General features: G+C 59.1%; 23 protein-coding genes and 5 pseudogenes. 19 read left to right on the top strand and 9 right to left on the bottom strand.

Annotated elements, in window-relative coordinates:
• Nucleotides 1-137: 137 nt before the first annotated feature.
• Nucleotides 138-473, top strand: coding sequence for a DUF2285 domain-containing protein (locus NKI99_RS22825; protein ID WP_352612090.1), 336 nt, complete (start codon nucleotides 138-140; stop codon nucleotides 471-473).
• 12 nt (nucleotides 474-485) lie between these two features.
• On the opposite strand, the gene NKI99_RS22820 is transcribed toward NKI99_RS22825, so the two are convergent.
• Nucleotides 486-761, bottom strand: a complete 276-nt coding sequence (locus NKI99_RS22820; RefSeq protein WP_352612067.1) for a DNA -binding domain-containing protein — start codon at nucleotides 759-761, stop codon at nucleotides 486-488.
• A 114-nt stretch (nucleotides 762-875) separates the two neighbouring features.
• Between NKI99_RS22820 and NKI99_RS22815 the strand changes: the two genes are divergently transcribed.
• The 6 genes and pseudogenes from NKI99_RS22815 to NKI99_RS22790 all read left to right on the top strand — a co-directional run bounded on the left by NKI99_RS22815 (nucleotide 876) and on the right by NKI99_RS22790 (nucleotide 4,463).
• On the top strand, nucleotides 876-1,121 hold the full coding sequence (locus NKI99_RS22815; RefSeq protein ID WP_352612065.1) for a helix-turn-helix domain-containing protein: 246 nt from the start codon (nucleotides 876-878) through the stop codon (nucleotides 1,119-1,121).
• Between the two features lie 93 nt (nucleotides 1,122-1,214).
• A pseudogene (locus NKI99_RS22810) lies at nucleotides 1,215-1,441 on the top strand (helix-turn-helix domain-containing protein).
• A 98-nt stretch (nucleotides 1,442-1,539) separates the two neighbouring features.
• A pseudogene (locus NKI99_RS22805) lies at nucleotides 1,540-1,804 on the top strand (IS110 family transposase); the annotation flags it as partial.
• Between the two features lie 536 nt (nucleotides 1,805-2,340).
• On the top strand, nucleotides 2,341-3,084 hold the full coding sequence (locus tag NKI99_RS22800) for a 4'-phosphopantetheinyl transferase family protein (protein ID WP_352612063.1): 744 nt from the start codon (nucleotides 2,341-2,343) through the stop codon (nucleotides 3,082-3,084).
• Nucleotides 3,085-3,431: 347 nt separating this feature from the next.
• Entirely contained in the window at nucleotides 3,432-3,623 is a 192-nt protein-coding gene (locus tag NKI99_RS22795; RefSeq protein ID WP_352612061.1) for a hypothetical protein, read from the top strand.
• A 282-nt stretch (nucleotides 3,624-3,905) separates the two neighbouring features.
• Nucleotides 3,906-4,463 carry a hypothetical protein gene (locus NKI99_RS22790; RefSeq protein ID WP_352612059.1) on the top strand — a complete coding sequence of 186 codons (558 nt, stop codon included), beginning with the start codon at nucleotides 3,906-3,908 and terminating at the stop codon, nucleotides 4,461-4,463.
• A gap of 223 nt (nucleotides 4,464-4,686) precedes the next feature.
• Here NKI99_RS22790 and NKI99_RS22785 read toward each other — a convergent pair whose 3' ends face one another.
• The 3 genes from NKI99_RS22785 to NKI99_RS22775 all read right to left on the bottom strand — a co-directional run bounded on the left by NKI99_RS22785 (nucleotide 4,687) and on the right by NKI99_RS22775 (nucleotide 6,484).
• Nucleotides 4,687-5,019 carry an amino acid kinase family protein gene (locus NKI99_RS22785; protein ID WP_352612057.1) on the bottom strand — a complete coding sequence of 111 codons (333 nt, stop codon included), beginning with the start codon at nucleotides 5,017-5,019 and terminating at the stop codon, nucleotides 4,687-4,689.
• Nucleotides 5,020-5,128: 109 nt separating this feature from the next.
• Nucleotides 5,129-5,809: an OmpW/AlkL family protein gene (locus NKI99_RS22780; protein WP_352612088.1), complete on the bottom strand. Its 681-nt coding sequence runs from the start codon at nucleotides 5,807-5,809 to the stop codon at nucleotides 5,129-5,131.
• Between the two features lie 162 nt (nucleotides 5,810-5,971).
• On the bottom strand, nucleotides 5,972-6,484 hold the full coding sequence (locus NKI99_RS22775) for a hypothetical protein (RefSeq protein WP_352612055.1): 513 nt from the start codon (nucleotides 6,482-6,484) through the stop codon (nucleotides 5,972-5,974).
• 551 nt (nucleotides 6,485-7,035) lie between these two features.
• On the opposite strand from NKI99_RS22775, the pseudogene NKI99_RS22770 reads away from it, so the two are divergent.
• From NKI99_RS22770 to NKI99_RS22735, 8 genes and pseudogenes are all read left to right on the top strand, one after another.
• Nucleotides 7,036-7,230: pseudogene (locus NKI99_RS22770) on the top strand (transposase); the annotation flags it as partial.
• Nucleotides 7,231-7,244: 14 nt separating this feature from the next.
• A complete protein-coding gene (locus NKI99_RS22765; protein WP_352612094.1) occupies nucleotides 7,245-7,442 on the top strand; it encodes a hypothetical protein in 198 nt (65 codons plus the stop codon).
• Entirely contained in the window at nucleotides 7,439-7,783 is a 345-nt protein-coding gene (gene tnpB / locus NKI99_RS22760) for an IS66 family insertion sequence element accessory protein TnpB (protein WP_023693549.1), read from the top strand. The genes NKI99_RS22765 and tnpB overlap by 4 nt, the downstream gene beginning before the upstream one ends.
• Nucleotides 7,784-7,859: 76 nt before the next feature.
• A pseudogene (gene tnpC / locus NKI99_RS22755) lies at nucleotides 7,860-9,493 on the top strand (IS66 family transposase).
• A gap of 543 nt (nucleotides 9,494-10,036) precedes the next feature.
• Nucleotides 10,037-10,186: an iron-sulfur cluster assembly accessory protein gene (locus NKI99_RS22750; RefSeq protein WP_352612053.1), complete on the top strand. Its 150-nt coding sequence runs from the start codon at nucleotides 10,037-10,039 to the stop codon at nucleotides 10,184-10,186.
• Nucleotides 10,187-10,404: 218 nt separating this feature from the next.
• Complete coding sequence (locus NKI99_RS22745; RefSeq protein WP_352612051.1) at nucleotides 10,405-11,736, top strand: lysine N(6)-hydroxylase/L-ornithine N(5)-oxygenase family protein; 1,332 nt, start codon at nucleotides 10,405-10,407, stop codon at nucleotides 11,734-11,736.
• Between the two features lie 506 nt (nucleotides 11,737-12,242).
• Nucleotides 12,243-13,022 (top strand): phytanoyl-CoA dioxygenase family protein, encoded by a 780-nt coding sequence (locus NKI99_RS22740; RefSeq protein ID WP_352612049.1) that lies wholly within the window; start codon nucleotides 12,243-12,245, stop codon nucleotides 13,020-13,022.
• A 332-nt stretch (nucleotides 13,023-13,354) separates the two neighbouring features.
• Nucleotides 13,355-15,358: a class I tRNA ligase family protein gene (locus NKI99_RS22735; RefSeq protein ID WP_352612048.1), complete on the top strand. Its 2,004-nt coding sequence runs from the start codon at nucleotides 13,355-13,357 to the stop codon at nucleotides 15,356-15,358.
• 784 nt (nucleotides 15,359-16,142) lie between these two features.
• On the opposite strand, the gene NKI99_RS22730 is transcribed toward NKI99_RS22735, so the two are convergent.
• The 3 genes from NKI99_RS22730 to NKI99_RS22720 form a co-directional block, all read right to left on the bottom strand.
• Nucleotides 16,143-17,600, bottom strand: a complete 1,458-nt coding sequence (locus tag NKI99_RS22730) for an NAD-dependent succinate-semialdehyde dehydrogenase (RefSeq protein ID WP_352612086.1) — start codon at nucleotides 17,598-17,600, stop codon at nucleotides 16,143-16,145.
• A gap of 357 nt (nucleotides 17,601-17,957) precedes the next feature.
• Nucleotides 17,958-18,386: an insulinase family protein gene (locus NKI99_RS33890; RefSeq protein ID WP_502905556.1), complete on the bottom strand. Its 429-nt coding sequence runs from the start codon at nucleotides 18,384-18,386 to the stop codon at nucleotides 17,958-17,960.
• A gap of 778 nt (nucleotides 18,387-19,164) precedes the next feature.
• Nucleotides 19,165-19,419, bottom strand: coding sequence for a hypothetical protein (locus NKI99_RS22720; protein ID WP_023671853.1), 255 nt, complete (start codon nucleotides 19,417-19,419; stop codon nucleotides 19,165-19,167).
• Between the two features lie 345 nt (nucleotides 19,420-19,764).
• Between NKI99_RS22720 and NKI99_RS22715 the strand changes: the two genes are divergently transcribed.
• Complete coding sequence (locus NKI99_RS22715) at nucleotides 19,765-19,977, top strand: cold-shock protein (RefSeq protein ID WP_352612046.1); 213 nt, start codon at nucleotides 19,765-19,767, stop codon at nucleotides 19,975-19,977.
• A gap of 219 nt (nucleotides 19,978-20,196) precedes the next feature.
• On the opposite strand, the gene NKI99_RS22710 is transcribed toward NKI99_RS22715, so the two are convergent.
• Complete coding sequence (locus tag NKI99_RS22710) at nucleotides 20,197-20,667, bottom strand: Ros/MucR family transcriptional regulator (protein ID WP_023685635.1); 471 nt, start codon at nucleotides 20,665-20,667, stop codon at nucleotides 20,197-20,199.
• A gap of 400 nt (nucleotides 20,668-21,067) precedes the next feature.
• Here NKI99_RS22710 and NKI99_RS22705 point away from each other — a divergent pair.
• Both NKI99_RS22705 and NKI99_RS22700 read left to right on the top strand, forming a co-directional pair.
• Nucleotides 21,068-21,695: pseudogene (locus NKI99_RS22705) on the top strand (transposase); the annotation flags it as partial.
• Nucleotides 21,696-21,819: 124 nt separating this feature from the next.
• Nucleotides 21,820-22,824 (top strand): glycosyltransferase family 10 domain-containing protein, encoded by a 1,005-nt coding sequence (locus tag NKI99_RS22700; RefSeq protein WP_352612044.1) that lies wholly within the window; start codon nucleotides 21,820-21,822, stop codon nucleotides 22,822-22,824.
• Between the two features lie 137 nt (nucleotides 22,825-22,961).
• On the opposite strand, the gene NKI99_RS22695 is transcribed toward NKI99_RS22700, so the two are convergent.
• On the bottom strand, nucleotides 22,962-23,315 hold the full coding sequence (locus NKI99_RS22695) for a hypothetical protein (protein WP_352612042.1): 354 nt from the start codon (nucleotides 23,313-23,315) through the stop codon (nucleotides 22,962-22,964).
• A gap of 957 nt (nucleotides 23,316-24,272) precedes the next feature.
• Between NKI99_RS22695 and NKI99_RS22690 the strand changes: the two genes are divergently transcribed.
• On the top strand, nucleotides 24,273-25,328 hold the full coding sequence (locus tag NKI99_RS22690) for a cytochrome-c peroxidase (protein ID WP_352612041.1): 1,056 nt from the start codon (nucleotides 24,273-24,275) through the stop codon (nucleotides 25,326-25,328).
• The last annotated feature ends 283 nt before the right edge of the window (nucleotides 25,329-25,611 follow it).

The raw sequence follows: 25,611 nt of genomic DNA, 5'->3' as shown, positions 1-25,611 counted from the left end.
TCGACGTGCTCGATCTCGCCGCGCACTCCTGCCGCATCTCCATACTCGTCACGCGGGATGGGCATCAGCACGTCCTTGTCGAGGACAGTGGCAGGAGCTTGCAGCTGGCTGCCTCAGGCGTCAGCATCCTCGATGCTGTGCGATTCACATCCTCCGTCCTTTGGTCGCCAGAGGAACTGAAGCAACGCCTGAACGCCTTGGAATGTCTGAACAGCCTCTGTTGGACCGGCAGGCTGCAACCAGGATTCTTTCCGACCGAGCCCCGTTGCTCGCGGTTGCGCCGCGTCTTGCGTGCGCTCGACGGCTCCATCGCTGGCGCACCACACCGCGAAATCGGCCTTGCCCTCTTCGGCAGAGCCCGCGTCGAGCAGGACTGGGCCGACCCCGGTGACCATCTTCGCGACAGCGTCCGCCGTGCAGTCAGACGCGGGCGCTCGCTTATGAACGGCGGGTATAAGCGGTTTCTTCTATAGCGATCGTCACCCTCAGGCCTCTTGGCCAGCGAACAGTTCTTTGTACCCCGCGATCACCAGCCAGTGGGCGCGCGCGAGATGGCTGCGAACCGCCTTTTGGGCGCGAGCTGGCTCTCGCACTGAATCAATGCCCAATATCGCCTGCGCCATCTCTTCTTCGCTGACATTGCCGGCGCATGCGTCTATGAGTCTCAGATAGATCCTGAAGTGCTCATTGTCATAAGCGGTCAGGCTCTCGGCCCAGGGGACCTCATCGGCAACAGCAGGTTGGAGCAATCTGTCCTCCATTCACGTCTCGCTTAAGACCTATTCCGCGCCCGCGCACGGCACAATATCCTAAAATGGGATAATCCGAAACTGGGATTAGTCGGTGAGCCGGTTCTTTCTTGGCCGGTTCGTCTGATGCCGAAATCCCTTCGATCAGCTCGCCAGCGCCGGCTGCTAAAACGGCTGATTGCGGCGCGCATAACCAAAGGGGTCACCCAGACCCAGGTTGCTGATATGCTGGGCCGCCCACAATCCTTCGTGGCCAAGTACGAGGGTGGTGAACGTCGGCTGGACGTAATTGAGTTTCTCGACGTTACCGAGGCTCTCGATATCGATCCTTGCGAGCTTCTGGCACAAATGCGTCGCTCTCGTGACCTGTAGATGGCGTTGCGCTTGGATTGCTCAAGAAGAGCCCTCAACAGGGACCTCGTCCGCGATCGGCGCATTCGGTTCAGAGTGTAGCACCGCTGTCCTATCTCCGATAAATCGGTTCCGCGCAGCCGCCCGCGGAATGTGCAGAGGTTCAGGCAGAAGAACCATCTGACGCAGGAGCAGCTTGCCGAGACCTCCGGCTTCAGTCAGCAGTACATAAGCGGTTTTGAGAAAGGCCGCAGAAATCCGACGATCGTCCCGATTTACGAGTTGGCACAGCCCTCGGCATGAGCCACATGGAACTCATTCGGCCCGACAAACAGGCCTGAGGCTTTCGCGGAGACCGGGTCTTTTTCAATCAAGATGACGGCGCACCCCGATCGCGCATGCGAGGACGTAGAATTCCGACCATGCGCCGCTTCATACAGTCAAGATAGACGACAACCAGCCGGCATTGCTGCTGGTTGACCTGCCCAACAAGCTGATCCGCAATCGGACGCCACTCGCCAATGCGATCCGCAACTATCCGACAGAATATGGGCTGATCGCCGCCAAAGAATGTGCAGATCGAACCGCTGCTCGAGCGTATCTTAGCAGATGGGACGCTGCCGGATTGGCGGCGGGAGCTGTTCGCGCTTATGCTCAAGAAATACGCGCAGTTGCAAACACATCTGAAAGATGTCGACGCCAGATGATAGCTTAACATCGGGCCAAGAGTGCAGACAGCGCCTGGCGGGGCGGGACCGACTTGCCGTACCCCCCGTAGGCGGTGAGGTGAACCGGGGCATCCCCGTTCCCGTTCGCCGGACCGACCTGCGTATAGGGGATCATCTCACCATCGGTCGAGACTGCCTCGTGGCGCGTCACCACCAGCCCGGATGCGTCGAAATTGTCCGGGTTGCCCTTCAGGATTACTGGAGCGCCGAGAGGCGCCGCGGCATTGAGGCTCTAGGAGAAGCTTCCGCGGCGTGATCGGGTCCTGAGCCGAAAACAGTACCATCGGAATGATCGCACTGTTCTGAAAGGCCCTAGTTGGCACGACCCATGCTCGGGCTATCCCCAAACGCGCTGCGGCACAGACTGAGGAGAAATCATCCATGATCACGCTCGCCAAACATGCGGTCGCCACCGCGAAAACTGAGCTTTCCCGAGCCGAAGGAGAACCTTGCGTTTGTCTACGGCTATGGGGTCTAGGCTGGGCCCTGTGTCGGTGAGCGCGGCCTCCAGCATGCGCGCCTCAGCCGTCAGGCACCTTATTGCTCTTTCTGCCCGTTCGCTTGGATTTCTTAAAGACGTGACCTTCCACGACACGGGATACGTCGATGCGGTTCTTGTGCATGGCCGGTTGGATTTCGAGTGCTACACGGAAGATCTGTTTCATAAGCTCGCCTTGGCCTTCCCTCCCAGCTTGTGCACGGCACTACCGTTACGCCGTGCCGAATTTCTAGCCGGTCGCGCGATGGCGGACGCGGCGTTGCAGGCGCTGGGCCAACTTACTACTGAGATTCCCATCGGTCCCGACCGCGCCCCAGTCTGGCCAAATGGCTCAGTTGGTTCAATCACCCATGCGCGGGGGCATTGCGCCTGTTTCGCCAAAGGCGATCCAGGCTGGCAAGCCGGTGTCGACATCGAGGCAATAGCCAGCGGCCACGCGCTGGAATCGATCCTGAGCATGACGGCTAACCAGCGTGAACGTGCCTTGATTGCACGACAGACGGCGCTCCCTCCAGATCGGCTGGCAACGCTGCTCTTTTCGGCAAAGGAGACACTTTTCAAAGGACTCTACCCGGTGGTGCGGCGCTTTTTTGGGTTCGACTGTGCTGAACTACGGACGCCCCCTGCGAACGGATGCTTGCGGCTGCACCTAACACAAACCCTTTGCAGGGAATTACCTGCGGGCGAATCCTATGACATCCGCTTTAATACCACCGCCGACTGGGTATTGACTTGGCTAGCCGTGCATCAAGCCTGATTACCCGAGCCGCATATAAAATATAGCGGTCTGCCCTTTCACAGCCGGTTCCGTCCGGCGGATCCTCGTCGCGCGCTCGTGAGGCGTCAGCTTTTGCAAACTATGCGCGTCGTCAGCGCCTTGCGCTGCTCAGACACACACTCCACTTGCTCGAACATTTCCTTGCCCGGGCGGACGAGGCTGTCGCGACCGGCCTCCGCTCGAAACGCCCAGATCCCGGTATCGGTCACCGTCCCTCGGCCGAAAAGATGAAGCTGAACTGATGGCGGTCGCTGGTCGTGCCATCCTCGGATCATAAAGTTCCCCTGGGCTTGCTATCGAATGCCAGCGCGCTGGATATGGCGCAGATGAGCGCGCGCCAACTGAAGTCCCTTTCCATCCAGCTTGACGACACGGGACTTGATGACGAGGCGCGGCTGGAAGGCGGCGAAGCGGTCACGCGACGCAAGCTCGCTGCAGACGCCGGCACCGCGCCCGATCCCGGTGCCATGGAAGGTTCCCTTGCCGCGACTTTCCCAACCACAAGCAAGATTGGCTGACGGCAGCGATCGAGGTATTTCCGGCCGCGGGTGACGCGCATTTTGCGGGGCTTCGGTTCAAAGTCTTCGTCGCGCATCAACGGCCGGCCCCCCACAACTTGAACTCGAGTCATTCCTCGACTTGGCAGCTCGACTGGTCCGCGGAAATCGGCGCCATATAATCCGGTGGTTGTGCGCCATCTGGCGCCTTGGCGGCCCTACAGTTGCTCTCATTGTGAGATCATCGACGATGTCGGACATGATACCCAGCGCTCTGATCGGTTGTTCTAAACGATTTCCCGGTTGGTGCCCCACCCCGCGGACGCGCTGATCGGCATCTCGCTTTCCTCCTTTATCGCCGGCGAGCGCAGTTTTGCCATCCTCTTTGAACCAGGCGACAGGCGCTCCCTGCAGTCATTCTTCTGGAATAACGGGAAGCTCATTTTCCCCTACCTCGTTAACCTCGATCCGCGTTTCGAGATGTTCACCCCCGACCGCCAGGAATGGACGCGCCGAGCGCTGGACACCTTGCCCACCAAGGGGACTATTCACCTCGGGTCGCTCGATGCGGAATGTCACGAGACCAAGGGAGAGGTCCTCAAATCATCCGACATCGTCGAAGATCCGACACCGAGTCCTACCGTGACCGCCTGTCGGTTCCCTGTGCGAACTCGGTGTGCGCCGCGGAAAACTCAACTCACCGCGGACTGGAGTTGCATCCGAGGAATGACTCGATTTCAAGGTGTGGGCCGACCGTTGATGTGCGACGACGACTTTGAACCGAAGCCCCTGAAACATGCGCGCCACCCGCAGCCGCAGATACTTGGATCGGGCGCTGCCGTCAGTCAATCTTGCTCGTAAAAGTCGCGACACAAGCAACCTTCCATGCATCTGGATTTGGCCCGGCGCCGGCATGTCCGAGTGCGTGCGACCGCCGTTCCGGTCGTGTCGTTCTCGTTGATAATGGGTACGGCGCCAACTTTGAGAAGTCGTTGAAGGGTTGAAACCGCATTGCGGCGGCGATGCTGATCATCTATATCTTCGCGGGTCAATAGTATTTGCCCAACACCAAAACTATGGCGTTTTAAACTCTGTCATAGGCACGCATGAGTTGAACCTGATCGATAGCGCCGGCCGTTTGTTTCTCCTCAACTCGCAGAGATCTGTCCAGATGGTTGAAGTGACTTGAGCCGACCGCGACAGCACCAGATGTGACGATGATCACCTGCTGCCCGCGTGCGAAAAATCGGACGACATCCTGTAGTAGTGTTTCAAGCCAAGAACCGCGTATTTCTCCGGTTTCTGGATCGCCGATCAGTGCTGAGCCAATCTTCACTATCAACCGGCGAGCCGAACCCAATCGGATCGAGCTTGTTGGTGCTGCCGCTGAGTGTTGCTGCACTGGAAGTGAAGACACGTCTCTCCAATCTCACCTGTCCTGAGCGTCACGGCCTTCGAGGGGTATAAGGGCGCACGAGGCGCCCTTGATTTCAGATCGGCTGTCAGCAAGCCGCGTCGCCTTGGTATCAGAAACGGTAGGTGACGCCTGCGCCTATCAACCATGGATCGAGCGCAGCCTTCCCCGTCAGCTTCGCGCCGTCGACCGTGACGTCGAAGTCTGGCTTGAGGAAAAGCTTCTTCACATCGAAGTTGACGCCCCAATGCTGATCCACCATGTAGTCGAATCCGACCTGCAGCGCGGTGCCGAACGTGTTCTTAACCTTGAGAGAATTGGCGCTGCCGGCATCCTGGTTATAGAATATCGTGTAGTTCACGCCGGCCCCGACGTAGGGCTTGAAAGCGCCGAGATCGGTAAAATGATACTGCAATGTGAGCGTAGGCGGCAGCAGCCAAACCTTGCCGATCTTACCAAGCCCGCCGATCGTTCCTTGGCCGTCGATGTTGGCGTAGGTGGTGCCGAGTATGAGCTCCGTGGCGATGTTGTCCGTGAAGAAATAGGAGATATCGAGTTCCGGCGTCACCGTGTTTGAATAAGAAAGATCGGAGCCGGGCACTGCATTGACGTAGCCCGAATCCTGAGTGACGACCCCCAACGCACGCAGGCGGATCTGCCAAGGGCTTGGCGCTTCCGTGACCGAGGCTCCTGCCTGCGGGACGCTCGCCGCTTGCGCAAGGTCCGCCGCGACTGCCTGCTGTCCCATCACGATGAGGACAACGGCCGCTGTTACTCCCCGCGCGGCGCGCATTTGGTTTCTCGCCATGATACTTTCTCCTTGCTCTTCAGAAATGTGGACTGAACTACGAAAAGTCCTGCTCGAATTACTTGGGATTGCCGCGGCGCTCATGCGCAGTTTGCGTGGGACCGCGCACGCATCATTTGCGCCGTGCTCGCAATCACCGACCTGTACTCACTTAGAAGTAGGCGGGATAACCAAAGGCCTGCAGCTTTGCGGCCGTCTTACGCGCGTGGCCCGGGTGAACGCACGCCCGCTTCGTGGTGGAGAGCAGGATCGGCGGATAGCGGCAAGCGTGGTCCCGGCGCCACAGTGCGCGCGGAATTCCGGCATCTTGTCAGAAGTTGTCGAGGCACTGACCGCGGCGCTGATCACGGGAACCTTCTCAGGGACGGTCGAGATCGCTGTCAGGGCGTCGCGGTCGCGATCGAACTGTGTTCCACCGAAGTGCCCCAGGGTCCTGGCCCGCTGGCTGGCGGCCCAGGCAAGTGTCCGTTCTCCTTCTACATCTTCGAGCCAAAGATAGGGATCATCGTCTGGGGCATTCAGCGTTGGGCGGAAATCGAATATGGTCATGTCCGGATAACGTGAAGAATGATGTCGACTGGAAAACAGCCGCGACGTCCTGTCAGCTCGGAAAGGCCCAGTTTTCGCGGCTGCGAGCGCATGTTCGGCGAGCTTGCTCATGATTTCCCCTCAGTCCTTGCCGCAGCGGGTTTGCGGATAGCCTGCACGTGTCGTGCCAAACGAGAAAATCATTTTAAAACAATGGCGTGGCTCTGGATTGCGGTGTGTCTCATGTCCGACTTTGTCGAAGACCTGACAACGAGTGCAGCCGTGACCACCTGATAGAACCTCCTGTGCGAGCTCGATGGGCACTGCGGAATAAGCAGTGAAGCTCACCGCGAAACTGGCCGAGCTTCCGACCGACATCGGCGACGGGGCGATCGACGACCACTACGTCGCCGGTGTCGGGCGCGGCACAACCTGAGGACTCCGCGGCGGCGATCATCGAATAACTGCGTTTACGATGGCTCCATCCTGACCCACCGGCCGGCCCGCAAAAGACTGCTTTGCGGACTCATACCTCCGCCTGGATTGAGTCGCAGGGACCGAATGGCGCACGTGCTTTTGGAACCGGCAGAGTGGTCATAATGCAATTCCCTTCCGGCAATCTTTACGGTAAGCGCGTAGGCATCCCCACGTAGCGTGCAGGCGGTTGATCGCTCATTTTCAGCATGAATCATGCGGAGAATCCTGTGAGCGACAGTATGAGCCATCATCGAACATTCGAGATTTTGACGGCGGAGCCTGTGCCGTCCCGACGCAAGCCGCGCCATCGGTCGGACGAAGAGAAGGCACGGCTTGTCGCCGAAGCCTTCTCGCCAGGGGGTAATGTGTCGGCAGTTGCGCGTTCCGAGGGGCTGGACCCCTCGCAGCTCTATGCATGGCGCCGCAAGGCGCTTTCGTCGGGCATGGTTGCGCCACTGACGAGGGAGCGAGCAAGCCGGCGAAGTTCACGCGCTTTGAAGCAATGGGCAGCGACATGGTGGAAATCGTCATTGGCGATGCCGTAGTGCGCGCCGGCGGCGATGTTGATCCCGATCGCCTGGCGAGAATCATCCGCGCGGTTCGCAAGGCATGATCGCTTCCGGTGTGGTGGTTTACGTGTCGTGCCAGCCTGTCGACTTCCGCAAGGGCGCGGCATCTTTGATGGCGCTGGTCAGGGATGGCGGCCTGGACCCGTTCTCGGGGGCGCTTCACGTGTTCCGCTCGAAGCGTGCGGACCGGGTTCGCATCGTGTGGTGGGACGGCAGCGGGGTTTGTCTTTATTCGAAGACTCTGGAAGATCACAGCTTCTGCTGGTCTGCGATATCGGCCGCGCGCATGCGTCTCGACCACGCCCAGCTGATGGCGCTTCTGGCCGGGTTAGACTGGAAAAAGATCCGTCCGGCCAGGGTCAGGCGGCCGTTATCGACGGGCTGAAACCGGCCTGCGGCAAGATGAATCATGCGGCTGGAACGGTTGGGAAAGCGGCTGTTTTTGTGCTCTGTTGCTTGCCATGGTTCTACCGGGTCTTGCCCTTCCCGACGACGTTGATGCGCTGAAGGCGATGATCCTTTCCATGGCTCGCGAGCAGGCTGCGAGTCAGGCCCGGATCGCAGTCGCCGAAGCTCGGATCGCAGCATCCGAGGCGGAGGTCGCCCGGCTGAAGGCCGTCGAGAGGAGCGCCAACGAGCGGATCGCCAATCTCACGTCGATCCTGAAAGTTTTACAGCGCACGCAACATGGCACGCGTTCCGAGCGGCTACGCCTGGCCATCGACGACGAGCAGGCCTCCTTTGCCTTCGAAGAGGTCGAGACCGGCCTTTCTGAAATCCGGAGCGAACTCGACCGCGCGGTCGGAAACAAGCCGAAGCGCGCCCCGCGTCCGCGCAAGGGTTTGCTGCCCACCTCGAACGCATCGAGGAAGTTATCGAGCCGGAAATCCCTGGCGACTGCGAGGGGCTGGAAAAGGTTCTGATCGGCGAGGACCGATCCGAGCGGCTGGACGTCGTGCCGCCGAAGTTCCGGGTCATCGTCACGCGCCGTCCCAAATACGCTTTCCGGGGCCGTGACGGCGTGGTCCAGGCTCTGGCGTCGGCGCACATCGTTGAAAGCGGCCTGCCGACGGAGCGGCTGCTCGCCTACATCGCCGTGTCGAAATACGCCGACGGCCTTCCGCTTTACCGGCAGGAGACGATCTATCTGCGCGACGGTGTCGAGATCAGCCGGTCGCTGATGGCGCAGTGGATGGGGCATCTGGGCTTCGAGTTGCAGATGCTCGCCGATTACATCCTCGAGCGTGTGAAGGAGGGCGAAAGGGTCTTCGCCGACGAGACGACCTTGCCCACCCTTGCCCCCGGTTCCGGGAAAACCACGAAAGCCTGGCTATGGGCCTACGCACGGGATGATCGACCCTATGGCGGAACCAGTCCGCCAATGGTTGCCTATCGTTTTGAGGACAGCAGAGGCGCAGATTGCGTGGCGCGCCACCTCGCCGGGTTCAGCGGTATCCTGCAAGTGGATGGCTACTCGGCCTATACCAACCTGGTCAAGGCACGGGCCGGCAGCAATGAATCAATCCGGCTCGCCGGGTGCTGGGCTCACCTGCGGCGCAAATTCTACGACCTGCACATCAGCGGGGTCTCACAGGCCGCGACGGTAACGATCATCGCCATGACCGAATTGTGGAAGGTCGAGGACGAGGTTCGCGGCAAGGATGCCGGAAGCCGCGCCGCGCTCCGTCAGGAAAAGTCCGTGGCCATTGTCGCGAGCCTCTTCGATCTATGGGAAGCGGAACTGGGCAAGGTCTCCGGAAAATCCAAGACCGCTGAGGCGATCCGCTACGCGCTCACCCGGCGGGAGGCGCTGGAACGCTTTCTGATGGACGGTCGCATCGAGATCGACTCCAATATCGTCGAGCGTGCAATCAGGCCCCAGACGATCAGGCGAAAGAATAGTCTATTCGCCGGCAGCCACGGCGGTGGACGAACCTGGGCGACGGTAGCCACCTTGCTGCAAACCTGCAAAATGAACAGCGTCGATCCGCTCGACTGGCTCTCGCAGACCTTGACCCGCATCGCTCAAGGCTGGCCGGCATCCGAAATCGAAATGCTCATGCCTTGGAACTTTAGGCCTGACGTTATCGGCTGACCGCTTACTCTTTACGGAGATTCGACAATCCAGTTGGTGAAGGTCCCAGATCGCGCAATCATTGATGCGCTCAGGCCTGGGCATGCGCCAATTCGCAACCATCTCATCAAGAGCATCGATCCGACACCAACGTAGAGAATTGCTTCCCCATGACGCGTCTCGGCGGACATGAGATTGCGTCACTCTTCATGATCGCGGCCTCCGAGGATGTCGGGATCGAGCCTCTGGCAGCTCGTGCAACTGCCGACCTCGATGGGCGAAGGCACATCGCGACCTGTCCGGCAGAAACACCAGTTCTGCACTATCGTTCATGAAGACTTCGTGCTGGTCTCCATAAGAGAAGTATTCTGGGGCAGGAGGTGCCCGATTAGCTATTCGGAAAAAGGCGATACCGACGTGCAAATCGGGCGCCGCCGTGAGGCGTCCCCCCATGTCGGATTTCCGACAGGATCGTAAATCCGCCAACCCATTGTTTAATAAGATTTTCCTTCTCTGGCACGGCTCATGCATGGGACTCTGCGAACGCATCAGCGAGACGTGGTCATGATCATGCGCACCGAAAATGCCGTCGCCGCAGTGGAAACCGCGCTCTCGCCTGCCATCAAGCCGCCGAAAGGCCGGTGCGTCATGGTCGAGACAGGCGATTGCGCCGGCTCCAAACACCTTAGTGGGCCTGGAAAGCTCCTGGCGTGACGGCGAGGGGGGCATCCAGACGGGCGGAAAGGACAAACGTCGTTGCCCCACGTCGCCGGCATGACCCGTCGAATGTCACCGCGCTGGAATGCGCGGGTCTACATGCGAAGACCCGAGCGCGCAGGACAAATTCTCGCAAGCCCGGTCGGGACTGGGGCTCGAAGTCCGTGAGCGGAGGCTAATGGCGATGGCCGATATTCGCCCGAACAAGCCGCCTAGTGGGAAGACGCTATAGGAGGAAGCAGGTGGAGTCATCTTGCGTTGGGATCGGTGCTGGCCCGTCCAATTTGAGCCTTGCGTGTCAGATACACGAGCAAGTTGGGAAAGGGGCAGTGTTCCTGGATCGGCAGGTCGACTTCCGCTGGCATCCAGGCATCGCATTCGATTCCTCGGAGCTCCAGGTCAGCCACTTCAAGGACCTGGTCACTCTAGTGAATCCGCGATCAGCCTACACTTTCGTAAACTTCCTGCACGAGAACGGGCGTCTGTATCACTTCCTGAACGCACAGTTCGAAGCCGTGCTCAGAGTGGAGTTCGAACAATACCTGAACTGGGTCTTCCACAGGAACCCACTTGTGCGCGGCGGCGAGACAGTGCGCGAAATCCGCTTTGACGGCGAGTTTCAGGTGCGGACCGATAAGGCGGTTCTCGGCGCCAGAAACGTTGTGGTCGGCATTGGCAAGCAGGCGCAAATTCCGCCTCAATTTCAGGGCTGGATTGGACGCAACCTGTTCCACTCATCGGTTTTACTGCACATCCACCCTGAGGTGCGGAGAAAGCATGTCTGCGTGGTCGGCGGAGGCCAGTCGGGAGCCGAGGTGATGTTGCATCTTGTCGGCCTGCCGAACGAACGGCGGCCTGCCTCGATCACTTGGGTCTCGCGGCGCGAAAACTATCTGCCTCTGGACAACAGCCCCTTCACAAACGAGTTGTTCATGCCCTGCTTTTCGGATCGCTTCGCGGCGATGAGCGAGTCGCAGCGTAAGCTGCTCCTGCGGCGTTTCGTGCTTGCTTCGGACGGCATTTCGGAAAGCACGTTGCGCGCGATCTATCAGGCGCTGTACCGCCATGCATTTTTCGAGCCAAACCGATGCGACATCACACTGCGGCCGGGCTGCACCGTCTCGCACTGCATCAACACCGGACCGGGTCACAGGCTGACCCTGCAGCATGGCATGGACGAGGTCGAAGAAGTCACGGCTGACATCGTCATCCTGGCCACCGGTTACGAGAACGCGGTCCCAAGCTTGTTGGAACCGATCATGGGCCGCTTGGAGCAGATCGACAATGAATTAGCTATTCGCGAGGATTTTTCGGTGAGCTGGGACGGACCGTGTGACAGACGCATCTTCGTACAAAATGCGAGCCTCGGGCAGCGCGGCCTGGCCGATCCGAACCTAAGCTTGCTGGCCTGGCGCGCGCGTCGCATCCTCGATAGCCTACTTGGGCGCGCGCCATGCGCGAACCCCGAGCATCCTGGCTTCATCACTCATACCTCGATCGAGAGCTGGCCCGACCACGCAGCCGAAGAAATGGGCAGTGGAATATGACTCGTATGCTTTTGATCATCGGCGGTGGCATCCTAGGAATGATGCCCGCCTGCGCTGCGGCGAACCCCGGAGGCTTCTCCGATATCATCGTGACCGACCAAGCCCTTCGACCAAGCGGCGCATCGCATCACTCTGGGGGCGTGCATTTCCCCTACGGTTGCCAAGGCCGTACCAAGTCGCTCACTCGAAAGACCGCCGTGGTCTTGGCGGCCATGGCTGGGTCGGCAGGTAGCGGATGGTGCCGGCCTTTGGCGATGCGTGTCGTGGTTGAACCGGGTGAAGCGATTGATCCGGCCCAGTTTACGGAACCCCTAGACCCGGCTGAGCCTGACATAGGCGGTCTCGCGCCGAGCTTCTGCGGACAATATCCGCCGGAGCGGAACGCACTTAGCATCGCCTCCCTCATCACGTGAGTCCGTCTCCGTGGACCCGCAACTTGATCAGCGCCCGACCGCCCTAATTGGCATGTCCAACCAAACCAGTCTTTCCAACAGGAGGCTTTTCGCATGTTGACTGATGCACAAAGAGAAAAGTGGCAGAAGGACGGATACGTCAGGCTCGAAAGGTTCTTCGATCCAGCGGCTCAGGAAGATATCTCTACCTTTGTCGAAGATATATCACGCTGGGCCGTCAGCGATGATAAATGGCTCATGTGGTTCGAGAAGACGACGGATAATCGAAAGATCACCTCCAAGATGGAGAATTTTCTCGACTTCCATGATCCATTGCGTCGTTTGCTCTTAGAAGATCAGCGCATAAAGTCAGCGGTCGAGGAATTGCTTGGCGAAGCTTCGCGCAGGCTCAAGGAGTTGCTGATTTTCCACTACCCCGACAGCGGCGGCTATCTCCCGCATCAGGACATTTATCACATTCCACACAAACTCCCGGATCGGATGGTCCATGCGGTGGTTGCCATAGGCATCGACGACTCCGACGAGGAAAACGCCGGGCTTTTTTTCAGCCCCGGCAACCACAAGAAGGGGGTGTTTCCCATGGATGCCGGTGGGGTGATCGACCCTCAAGTTGCCGAAAAGTTCTCCTGGGAACCCGTAGTATGGAAGTCTGGCGACATCTTCATCTTCGACGATTACGCACCGCACTACTCACGACCGAACAAAAGCAATCGTTCTCGGCGGACACTCTACTTGGTGTTCCAGCGTGCTTCAACCGGCGGGCCGACCCGCGCTGAATATAACGTGCTTAAGCGCGCCCTTAACCCGCCCGAGGGCAAAGTCGCCGATCTCGACAATCTCAAGCCCCCAAATGGCATCTTCTATCGCGATTGAGCTCACGCAGCCAGGCGGAGGCATGCACACGAAACTGATCGACCGCTCAAAAATGCGCGGACGGTATGGACGTCTGATTTGCGGGCTCGCGGAGCATCGACCGCAGCCAGTTACGACGCTTTGGCAAATTGCGGAGGTGGGCGCAGGCGGTCTTCTGTGCGCCTACAGCCCGACTAGTGCCCCCCTTGGTTGCCCGCTTCCCGGTCCAGAGCTGCACTATCCTGGCCGGGCCGCCAACGGGTCGGGCTGCCGTTTCTCTCCACGAATTGCACGGGAGGCTGTTGCGTTGGCAGCCGAAGGTCCCACTGCTTCAACAGCTTAGGTTGGTTGTCATGCGCAAATACACGTTTTCTCGAACGGAACTGTCGCGGGCGTTTGGTATCGACACGGCCACGCTTGGAACGGGCAGCGCTCGCACGGGGTTTTCATTCGGAAAGGTTGGGCCCGGCGTCACATCCGAGCCCCATCGGCATGACGAAATCGAGGCCTTCGTGGTCCTGTCTGGTGCGGGCAAGGTCACCACCGACCGGGGGGAAATCTCGGTCGAGGCGGGCGATGTCGTTCTGTTCCACCCTTTTGAAGCGCATGTGCTGCGCAATGACGGAAACAAAGACCTAGATTTCGTTGATGTCTACTGGCGAGACGGCGAGGCCGCCCTTGATGCCGCTGCGAAGACCACGGCTCCACGCGGGCCAATCTTCGTCTTCTCCACGCCGCCAACGCCAAATGGCGATCTGCATCTGGGGCATCTTTCTGGCCCCTATTTCGGCGCTGACGTCTATACTCGTTTCCTGCGCATGAAAGGAGTCGAGGCCTATCACCTGACCGGAAGCGACGATTACCAGAGCTACGTCGCGACACGCGCCGATGCCGATCAATCGACGCCTGCAAATGTGGCGCGCTACTACGCCGACGAGATTCGCGCCACGCTTGCACTTCTCGATTGTGAGGTCCACAGCTTCCAAGCCACAATGGGCGATGACGGTTATGGCGAGTTTCAAGCCGCCTGTTTCCGCAGTCTTCTGAGCAGCACGGCGATAGATCTACGCCAGAGCCCTGCGCTTTTCGATGCCGTGACAGGCCGTTATCTTTACGAACCGCATGTTAGCGGCCTCTGCCCCGATTGCGGCGGGTCCGCGGGTGGCAACATCTGCGAGGACTGCGGCGCCCCAAACCTTTGCCACGACCTGCGTGCAGTCCAATCACGGCAGTCTGCCGAGGCGCCGCTGGTCGGCTCCGTCCGCCGCGCTGAACTTGCGCTGGATCGATGCTTCGACAACGTCGACCGGCATCTAAGGGCGTCTGGGGCCCCGCTACGAATCTTGGATCTCTTCGCACGCGTACGCCGACGCGGGAAATTTTCAGTGCCCATTACCCACCCCTCGGACTGGGGCCTGCCGGCGGAAGGGTTCCCGGGGCAAGTAATCTGGGTCTGGCCGGAGATGGCCTTCGGTTTTCTGTACAACATCCAGGCGCTCGGCCGCTCGATGGGTCGCGACTGGAAGGCGGAGATGCCCGGCAACGACTGGCAGATTGTCCATTTCTTCGGCTTCGACAATTCGTTCTACCACGCGCTACTCTACCCCGCTCTTTACGCCGAGGTCTTCACCCACTGGAAGCCACGCATCCGCTATCACGTCAACGAGTTCTACCTGCTCGACGGCAAGAAGTTCTCAACCAGCTGCCGCCATGCGGTCTGGGGCAAGGAGGTTCTGAGCCCAAACACAGTCGACGTCGTGCGCCTTCATTTGGGCCTGACACGCCCGGAAGGTGAGCGGACGGATTTCACGCTGGACGCGCTGCGCCGCACCGAGAACGAGGTGTTCCAAAGCATCTGGCTGAACTGGCTTGAGGCGTTGAACCAGGAAATCAAGCAGGATTTTGCCGGCCGTGTACCCGATGCAGGCGACTGGAGCCCGGTCGACCGCGCCTTCTTTGCTCGCATAGAGATCTATCGCGCTGCGATGGAGCGCGCCTATTCGGACGAAGGCTTCTCGGTTCGGCGCGCGGCCACTCAGGTCTGCGAATTCGTGCGCGATTGCGTGATCTACCGCGGGGCGCGAGACTTTGCGGCGGCGCGACGTTTCTATCCCGCCCGCAATCGGACTTCGCTAGCCCTTCAGACGACGGCCGCTGCGATCCTGGCACCGACACTCGCTCCGCTGATGCCCCGCTTCGCCAGAACGCTGGCGCGAGGCATCGATGGCGCCTCAACCGAAACATGGCCCCGGTCCGTCCAGCGCCTTGCGCCCGGGACGCGCTTTGATCTCGGACCCGTGTTGGTGTTCTACGCCAAATCCGGCAATCCTCATCTCGATGACGAGGAAACACTATGAGCCCAAAGGTGCACCAGTGAGCTGTCCCCATCTCGACCAGATCTGCGCGGCAATCAAAGCCGACGATGCCAAATATCTTGACTCGCTGTCACTGGTGAGGGAAGCCGCTCTGAATGGCAGAGACTAGATTAGCTGACCTGAACCAACGCGTCGTCAAACAACCCTGGCCCGCCCCTTCAAGGACCGCTCGGCCGATCGCTTCCCAGCCCTTGCTGTTCGTGCCGAACCAACCTCTTCGGCATCGGGATTTCCGTCCTCCAGCCGGTCAAGGCTGTCATTCGGTTCGACCCGCTTGGTCAACCTGGCGCGCCCTGGACCGTGCGCCGATCACCAATGTGGATGCGAATGTGATGGTTCCTTCGATTCTGTCCGAGCGTGTACCGGCGCGGCAGTCAGCCGAAGAACAGCTGAGCTACTGATATCGGAATGTAGCAGGTCCAAATTCTGCCCCTGAAGCCGGATATTGCTCAATCAGCGTTGACGATGGCTTGGGTGCACAAGCTTCCAACCAGACCGCGCAACGACAGCCCGTCGCCTGAGGATAGTCGGCGAGGGCCGCCAAATCGCAAGCGTATCCTCCGTCGCATGCGCGCCGTCTTCGCCGAAAATGCAGACGCTTGTCTCGTCGAGAGATACATCCAGCTATTTTAGGGGGCTCATCAGGGTTGCGTGTTTGCTCGGGTGCGGACCGCCCCTCAGTTCCAATCGAGGAGCGATTCTACAATTCACATGTTTGGAGATCGCTCGCTAGGTAACCCGTCTGTGAACCCTGCAAGCCGATGCTTCAGATGCCGCCCATGCAGAGGTATTTCATTTCGAGGTAGTCCTCGAGGCCATGGCGGGATCCCTCACGACCGATGCCGGACTGTTTTATCCCACCGAACGGCGCCGCTTCCGAAGACATCCGGCCGGTATTTACCCCGACCATTCCATATTCCAAGGCCTCGGCGACACGCCAGGCACGCTTCAGGTTCGAGGCATAAAAATAGGCCGCGAGGCCGTAGATCGTTTCATTGGCATCACGCACGACCTGATCCGCATCTTTGAAGCGAATAATCGGTGCGAGCGGCCCGAATGTCTCTTCTCGCGCGACGGTCATCTCGCTGGTGACACCGGTCAGGACCGTTGGTTGGAAAAACGTGCCATTCGTGCCGAGGCGTTTGCCCCCGCATCGAATTGCGCCGCCTTTAGTTACGGCATCGGCAATATGGGATTCAATCTTGGCCAAAGCCTGCTTGTCGATGAGGGGTCCGATGTCCACTCCGGGCGCGAAACCGTCACCAACTTGAAGTTGGCGAGCCCGTTCCACGAATTTCTCGACGAACTCGTCGTGAACGCCCGACTGGACGTAAAGGCGGTTCGCTGAAACGCAGGTCTGGCCGGCATTGCGGTACTTCGCCTGGATCGCACCGTCAACTGCGGCATCGACATCCGCATCATCGAACACGATGAAAGGTGCATTGCCGCCGAGCTCTAGGCTGACTTTTTTGATCTGGTCCGAGCACTGGCGCATGAGTAGGCGCCCGATCTCCGTAGACCCGGTGAAGCTGATCTTGCGGACCTTGGGATTTGTGCAAAGTTCGCGGCCGACCGCGTCACCTTCGGACGCATAGATCAGGTTGACGACGCCTTCGGGGAAGCCTGCCTGATGGGCGAGGGCGAACATTGCTCCAGCCACGAGCGGCGTCTGTTCAGCGGGCTTGAGGACGATCGTGCAGCCCGCTGCCAAGGCTGGCGAGATTTTGCGCGCCACCATCGAGGCTGGGAAATTCCATGGCGTTATCGTGCCGACGACCCCGATGGGCTGCTTGATCACCAACATTCGGCGGTCCATCGATGGTGCGGAGATCGTCTCGCCATAGACGCGATTTGCCTCCTCGGCGTACCATTGCAGATACGCCGCAGCATGCGATAGCTCCGATTTGGCCTCTGCAAGCGGCTTGCCCATCTCCGCGGTGAGAATTGCAGCGAGATCGTCGGCGTGGTCGATGATCAACTGATACCATCGCCATAGAACGTCGCTGCGCTCACGGGCGGTAAACCCTGCCCATCCAGGCTGCGCGACATAGGCCTTGTCGATCGCAGCGCATGTCTCTTCGACACCCATGTCGGGTAGTTCTGCCAGCACTTCGCCGGTCGACGGGTTGAGAACCTCGAATGTCCGCTCGCTAATCCGCGTGCCAAGTGTCGGCAGGCGATCAATGGATCGAAACAGGTCAGGGGATCTCAGGTGACGGGTCATCGGCAGGCACAGGGGCAATACCGGATTCCTCCTCAAACGCAGCAGGGGTATATGGCAAGTGCGGTGTCTATTCCGGATGCCAAGTTCCTTATAGGGCCTCGGCCAGACAGCTAGCAGACCACGGTACCCAAGTGGAAAGGAGAATACCCTGAAATCGCTAGAAGATGCCTCGCGGTTCTACTAGTCGGGCTCGGCCGGTCAGGTGCGCGGGGGCAGGACCGGCCCGCGCGCAACCTTGCCATAGGTCTTCGCGGCCAGCGCCTTCACCGTCTCAGGCTCTGCGTCGCCGGCCACCACCAGCACGGCGTTGTTCGGGTCGGCAGCATTTGTTGTAGATCGTGAATGCGTCGGTGCCGTTCAGCTTGTCCATCTCCTGCATCCAGCCGTTGACCGGAATGCGGTAGGGCTGATCGGCCGCAACGTCGCGTTGACCTCCTCGTCCAGCAGACCTGCGGGTTCGTCTCTCTGCGCCAACGGCGCTCCTCCAGAATCACGTTTCGCTCGGTCTTGATATCGTCGTTGAGGATGAGGTTGAACATGCGATCGGCCTCGAAGCCAATCATGTCGCCCAAAGCTAGTCATAGCGTTGGGGGCGTTATTGTAGCCGCCGCTGCCTGAGACGGCTCGGTCGAACTCGCTGCCGGCGCGGTTGGTGGTCGCCTTGAAGATCAGACGCTCAAGGAAATGGGCAAGTCCGGATTTGCCGGGTGGCTCGTCGGCGCTGCTGACCTTGTACCATGTGAGTGACGACTGGCGCGCGGTAATCGCGGATGTCGATCCTTCCATGCCATAGTCGAGCAGGAAATCCGCGATCTTGCCGCCGTCGGTGGCGGCCAGAGCCGGAGCGGTCGTCACCAGGGCCAGGGCGGTGGCAGTGAACGCCGTGCGCAGCCAGGGGGAGCGATCGATGGCTCCGGTTGGAAAGGCAAGGTTCGAGGCAAAGTGATTTGTTCCTCATTTTGATGAACGCGTTGCGTCTTCGCCTCCCCGTGGGGAGGATCGGCGGGCAGCGCCGAGCCAGACCAACATGCGGCCAGGCCTCACTCGAGCCTCATCTTCGGATGGACCCAGGAGACCTGCGGCGGTGTTCTTGGCGAGGTGGTCATTGGACGCATTTTCCTTGGTCCGCGACGTCTGCGGACGACCATGCATGCACCGTGCCAGATCAGAAAGCCATTCGAGGCATGAAGACAAGTCGGGTCTGACATGTTGCGCATCCGACATTATGGGCCATCGAACAGGGCTGAAGGCGACGCGAGCATGGCTGAGAGTATCGTCTTCCTTCGGAAGACGATGAGGCGCGCTGCCGGGGAGGGGTACACGATGCGCTTCGAAGGCCGCTGCACTGACGGACAGAATTGAGATGTTGTCGCTCCAGCGCTCGCCGTGGGGGCATGCAGGCAACATTTGTCGCTGCAGGACAGCAGCACCGAAGCTGTGCGCGCTTGCCGTTGTCCCTGGGCACCAAACAGGAGAATTAGCAGTCGCGATTGATTTCATGTGCGTAAAATACCGCCTGGTGCGCTCGGCTGCAAATGCATGCCTGGCGGAGTGGTCGCTTAGGTCAAGAGCATCGCGTGAGTAACAGCCTGACCTTGCTCAATCTGATGCGCGCTAACCGCCTCGCCGGATTGTGGAACTGCTCGCGGGTGGCTTCTACCACAAACAGCAAGGTCATGAAATCAAGCAGGAAGTCGTCAATCGCTTGGGCGATTGTTTCTGACTTGCCCTTGAACTGGTCCAGCAAAACGCGCGCGCTATCGATCGCTTCCACGCTGGTCGCATCGATCAACCCCTCGACCCTCTTGAAACAATCCAAATCGAAACTCCTTCATGCGCTTGCCAAGCCGTTATGCTCGAAGGCAGTTCCGTGAACTACCCGGCCTTTGACCTGCGGCACGAGCAGCGGTCGGCCTTACGTCCCGTGCCTCCAAACACGAGCCATCGACGTGGCGCTGAGGAGCGTTGGAAGAAATTGGGCGCTTCCGGCCACGCTCGAGCGGTAGTGTAGGACAGTGCTTGCTGGCGGCTACGCCCACAATGGAGTGCGCCAGCTGATCGGGGCTTAACAATTTTTCGCTTTTTGCTGCGCCCAACTCTCGGCTATGACTCGGACAGGCCTAATGGCCTGCCCACGTTGCATTGTAAAAGAAGGAACAAGTATATGCCGACTGGAACGGTAAAGTGGTTCAACAGCACCAAGGGGTTTGGATTTATCCAGCCCGACAATGGCGGTCCGGATGTTTTCGTCCACATTTCCGCTGTCGAACGCGCGGGCCTCTCGGCCCTCGCTGACGGCCAGAAGATCAACTATGAGATCGAGCAGGATCGCCGCACGGGCAAGTCCTCCGCTGGCAGCCTCAGCAAAGCTGGTTGAAATTTTCTCCTGCGTCCTGGCAAGAGTAAGCACATAAGTCCTCACGGCCGCTCGATGGGACCGAGCAAAAACTGAGGGCAGCAGATTGCTGCAGGCGTCGCGAATTCCTCATGAAACAAGGTTGTTTGAAAGGAAGGCGGGGTTGTCCCCGCCTTTTTATATGACGCGCAGATTAAGCCGATGGCTGCAACGCTCCAGAACGAATCTCGATTGCCGAAATCAAGCCGCGACCTTCTTGCGGGTTCGCTTCGTCGGCGCAGGCTCCGGCGCTTCCGGCGCCTTCGGTTTGCGGCCGAGCCCCATCGTCTTGGCCAATGACGAGCGCGCCGCGGCGTAGTTCGGCGCGACCATGGGATAATCCGCGGGCAGGCCCCATTTGGCCCGATATCCATCCGGCGTCAGCCCATAGTGGGTCGACAGATGGCGCTTTAGTGATTTGAATTTCTTCCCGTCCTCAAGGGAGATGATGTAGTCCGGTGTCACCGATTTCCTGATCGGGACTGCAGGCGTAAGGGCAACCGGCTCTTGCGCAGAGACACCTCCGGCCGTCGCTCTCAGAGCCGCATGCACTTGGCCGATGAGGGCAGGGAGATCCCCCACCGGGATCGGATTGTTGGAGACATAGGCCGACACGACATCGGCGGCAAGCTCAATGAGGGTGTCGACGTTTTTTCCGGCTTCTTCTGTCATGAAACTCTCCAGGCGGTGAAACATAGTCAGCGAAGCGTCGCTTCATAGGGCCGGTTGCCGCTGAAAGCAACAATGTCTCGACAGCGTTATTGCCAATGCTCGTCCAGAAGCGACATTGATGCGCCATATTTCCCGTCGTGACGCTGAGCCACTCGTTGTTGGCGACGCTGCCGAGGTGCGTGACGCGTCCCGGCTGTAACTTTGCGTCGAATTTGCTAGTAGTCTCGGGCCTAAGCGCGGTATTTTTGTCTCGGTATTACTTCTTTGGACTGTGAATCGAGGGATCGTGATCGCTTGCTGGTGGGCGTCAGGGACGATGGACGTTCGTTGGCAATGGCCAAATGTAAGTTCATCGCCCGGTGAGCCGCTCTTCCAAGGGGCTGGGAACCGCCGCTGGTAACCAAGGACATCAATGTATTTCGAGGCGTTTCTTTGCCGGTCCTCGAGAGATGGCAATCGCTGCGGACGACACCTGTTCCACGTTTAACAGCGCGGCGACACGGGCAGCTTCTCGAATCTGGAGCGGCTTCTCGCAAGTTGGCGCCGCGCCGAGAGGCCGGGCAAGGACAGTGCGTCGCCTGCTTCAATCATACGCGTCAACCAGCCAGCGACGCTGTCCCATACGAATCCCGCGACCGGCCGTGTGATCTCGCCGGTAGTCGCCCCGGCCCTCTGCACGAAGCCTCGGGATGTGCTGATGATCAACCAGGCCACAAAGGTCGACGTCCTGAAGCAGGGATCACATGAGTTTGTCACTATGCGCAGGCTTGCCATGCGCTTCCGCGGCATTTTGCGGGGCCTGTGAATTGGGCGAGCTCGACACTTCGATCGACGTGGCGTCAACTCCGGGTCCGTCGCCATCACGCGTTTCGGTCGGGTCCTACGCCGTGACGCTGATGCCCTTCGCGATGCCATTGGACTACCGTGGAGCAACGGCCAGGCGGAAGGGCTGATCAACCGCCTGAAGACGATTAAACGTACCATTGGGCAGAGCGGGCTGCGAACTCATTAGGGCACGCATGCTGCCACTCAGCCGGCCTGATCACCACACAAAGCGAGGAAGAACCTGGTCAAGTGCAAAGCGACAATTGCCTCGACAGCGGGTCCCGGAAGGTTTATGCTGCCCAATGTTACCGCAATCCGGAATGGCGATTGAGTACCTTCACGAGTGAAGGGAGTGAAACTTCTTTGTCGGCCAAATTGTTGACGGAACGCCCGGCGCCCATTGTAGCTACATGTCTAGATTCTTGGGGCGTTTTGGATGATGCAATCCACCATCTCACTCCAAAGGGCAGTGGAATCTGGAACAATGTCGCTTTTGTTCGCACGACATCCTTCGTGCCCGATTGGCATATCGTCTTTAACTCTGCTTCTCTTTTCGGGCTCCCTGTTGATATCGAGGCGAGCCCAAACAGGACAATTTTTGCAATCGGCGAACCGCCGACGAAAGCTCATCGCGCGTTTCATGAAGGGCAGGGGAAAAATACTATCGTCCTGACGTGTGACGCAGAGCTGGCTGCTCGGCAGAATGCAGCGCGCCGATTCGTTTTGTCTCCACCTATCACTCGGTCTTGGTCTGTAAACAAGACATATGACCAACTTCTGGTCAGCGAAGTCGTGGATAAGCCGCTTCGGCTCTCATGGATTACCAGTGACATCGCCCTGCTTAAAGGACATCGATATCGGCTGGCGTTTCTGGAACGGCTGAGAAAGGAGCTCGATTTTGACCTGTTCGGCCGAGGTTTTCGGCTGATTGGAGATAAATGGAACGCACTCGCACCTTACCGTTACAGTATAGCGTTCGAGAATACTCGTGCTGATTACTATTTTACAGAGAAGCTTATGGACTGCTTCGTTGCTGAAACAATGCCGATCTATTACGGCAGCCCTGCAATCACGAGGTTCTTCCCTTCGGACTCTATGGTTCTGATTGACCCAGAGGACAAGAACGTAATCCCAAAAATTCAAGAAATCATCGACTCGGACCTCTGGAAGGAACGTCGCGGCGCAATAAGAGAGGCGAAGCGGTTGGTCCTCGAGAAATACAATACGTTTGCTTATCTCGCGAGCTTCATCGAAAGCGTTCAGGATAAACCCTTACCGCCGGAAATTATACACATCGATTCGCCTGAGGTCGATTTTGGAATAGACGAATGAAGTACTCCAACGCTCGCTTCGCGTGCCCGGCGGTCGGTGGTCTGGCGAGATCGGTACGGAACGCTCGGCGGAGAATGCCTGCTGCGCAGACGGGCCGGCACGGGCGCACGAGGTCATGCGCCCCCGGCTGCCGCTGATCAGACGAACTGGGGAAGGCCAGGAACGGAATTGAGGACCTCGTCCACGAGTTCGTCGCCGGCATGTTCCTTGGCGCAGGCGATCGTCTCGTTGGCGAGGCCGGCGATCTTTGCCATGCTGAGACCCTCACTCATCAATTGCTGGCCAAGCCCCATAAGGCCGCCACCCTCTGGGTCGTCGCCATGATACTTCGCTACTAATTCCGAAGCTCCCGGAATGGCATCGATCATGCGCGCAACGGGACCGTCGGCCGCGTGGCTTTGCAGGAAACCCAGCATTAACCCAACGCCCTTCTCTGCGAGAGCCGGGCCGATGCCGGCACCAGTGGCGATGCGCGGTAAGAATTCTTCCATGCAGGGTCTCTCTCTCTTTGATGAGGTTTACACGGGGCCGGTCCGGCGCCCAGCTCCCTTGGCCGAACCACAATTGAACTCCACAAAAATAGGCCGGCGGAAGTGCTATTGCGCGTAAAACCGCCTCTGTCAACGCAAGCTGCGTCGGACGTGCGTGTTTCGCAAACCGAAGATCATTCCAATTCACATCATTACGCATTGGCAACCGCACAGTTTGCGGTGGCTCGCTTATGGGCCAATGCCCCGCGTCCGTCAAATGATGACGACAAGGTGGTCATCGCCTAGGATCTGTGGATCGAGGTGTGAGGCAGTTACAGCCGGTGGACCTGCTCAAGCGCCGCGCCGGCACAAGGGCTAGATTGGCGATACTGCGCGTATTGGCCATGTCTTTCCTCGCGTGATGGGATGTTCGTAGAAGCGGAGCTATATGCCGGTGTGACGATCGACAAGGCGGACCGGCTATTCCGATAGGACGTCCATACTGTCGCATAGACCGTCGCTGCTTAGGTATTGAAACCGCCATCGCTGGTGACATCACAATGTGCAGCCGGCGGGTGTCGACAACGTCGATTCACGCAATCAGCCGGTCAGGAGGAACGAATGAACCCTGAGGTTTCAGAAGGTCACCTTTTCGCAAGGCGTGCAGCGCACATCTTGCAAGAGATTGCCATTCTTGCGGATGCTATCGACTTTCTCAACGATGGCGGGAAGATCGCAGTGACCGAATCTACGAAGCCGCCCTCAGGGCGTGCTTTGATGCATACAAACGGTTGCCGAGCAGGGATACTCCTCCTCCCTGAAGTCCAATCGAGAAGAGCGATCACTTCCAAGAGGGTCCCAGCTCAGCCGCGAAAACAGGTGCCAGACCCCGATCCTCTCCCTCAACTGATCTAGCTCAGGGCGTTCATGAGCCGCAGATCGCATAGTGGCTGCGTGCACGACGCAGGAAGACCATTTATGAAAATCCTATTCAGAACGATGGCTGTCACCTTGCTGGCACCCACCGCCTTTGCTGCGGATTCGATCCCCACCGACCTCAGAGATACGGCATTGGCCACCTTCAGGGCTTTGCCATCCACCACGCCGACAGTCGCCAACAACCCGGTCACCCCGGAAAAGATCGCTCTCGGCAAGGCACTGTTCTTCGATCCACGCGTCTCGGCGTCAGGCGTCTTGTCGTGCAACTCGTGCCACAACCTGGCCACCGGCGGCGACGACAATCACGAAACCTCGATCGGCCATGGTTGGCAGAAGGGACAGCGCAACGCGCCGACTGTACTGAACGCTGTCTTCAACATCGCTCAGTTCTGGGATGGTCGTGCCGCAGACCTGAAGGCTCAGGCGAAGGGACCGGTCCAAGCCGGCATCGAAATGGCCAATACACCGGACCAAGTCATCGCCACGCTCAAGTCCATGCCGCAATATGTCGAGTGGTTCGATGCAGCTTTTCCGGCTGAAGCCGATCGGGTCACCTTCGACAACTTCGCCAAGGCGATCGAAGCCTTCGAGGCGACACTGGTCACACCGGCCCCGTTCGACAGCTTCCTGAATGGTGATGAGCTTGCCATGACTTCCGAACAGAAACAGGGCCTGGCGCTTTTCATGGACAAAGGCTGCTCGTCCTGCCATGCCGGCATCAACGTTGGTGGGCAAGCCTATTTCCCATTCGGCCTCGTGGAACAGCCCAGCGCCGAGGTCCTGCCGGACAAAGACAAGGGCCGATTTGCGGTCACCAATGCAGCCGATGACTACTATGTTTTCCGCGTGGCGCCGCTGCGCAACGTTGCACTCACCGCGCCATACTTTCATTCGGGCAAGGTTTGGGATCTGAAACAGGCCGTCGCTATTATGGGGACCACCCAGCTTGGCGTAGTACTGGCGGACGAAGAAGTTGATCTGCTTGTTGCCTTCCTCAACTCGCTGACCGGAGAGGCACCCGAGGTCACCTATCCCATCTTACCCTCCGAAACGGCGACAACGCCCCGGCCTGTAACGCAGATCTCAGGAAAATAAGGGCCAACTGGCTGCGGACGTCGCAATCGAAAATGATTGCGGCTTTTACTTGGGCCACACGAATTGCCACGTCCATCTCCGAATTGGCGGGCCACGCTAGCAATACCCGAAACCTGCAACCTCGCCCGTTGTCTGCGCAAATCAACTGGGGAAGCGGACAGACGCGCAGCATCATATATTGTCGCCGCCTGAGCGGACATGCCAAGCAGTCTACTTTGAGAAACGACGTGTGTACGATTTGTTCGAGGCGCGGGCCTGTATGTTCCCAAGGACCAATACTATA

It is taken from the genome of Mesorhizobium sp. M0239, assembly GCF_040321815.1.
Lineage (GTDB): Bacteria > Pseudomonadota > Alphaproteobacteria > Rhizobiales > Rhizobiaceae > Mesorhizobium.
Note: the sequence above shows the minus strand (reverse complement) of the source record. Positions and strands in the feature narration are given on the sequence as shown.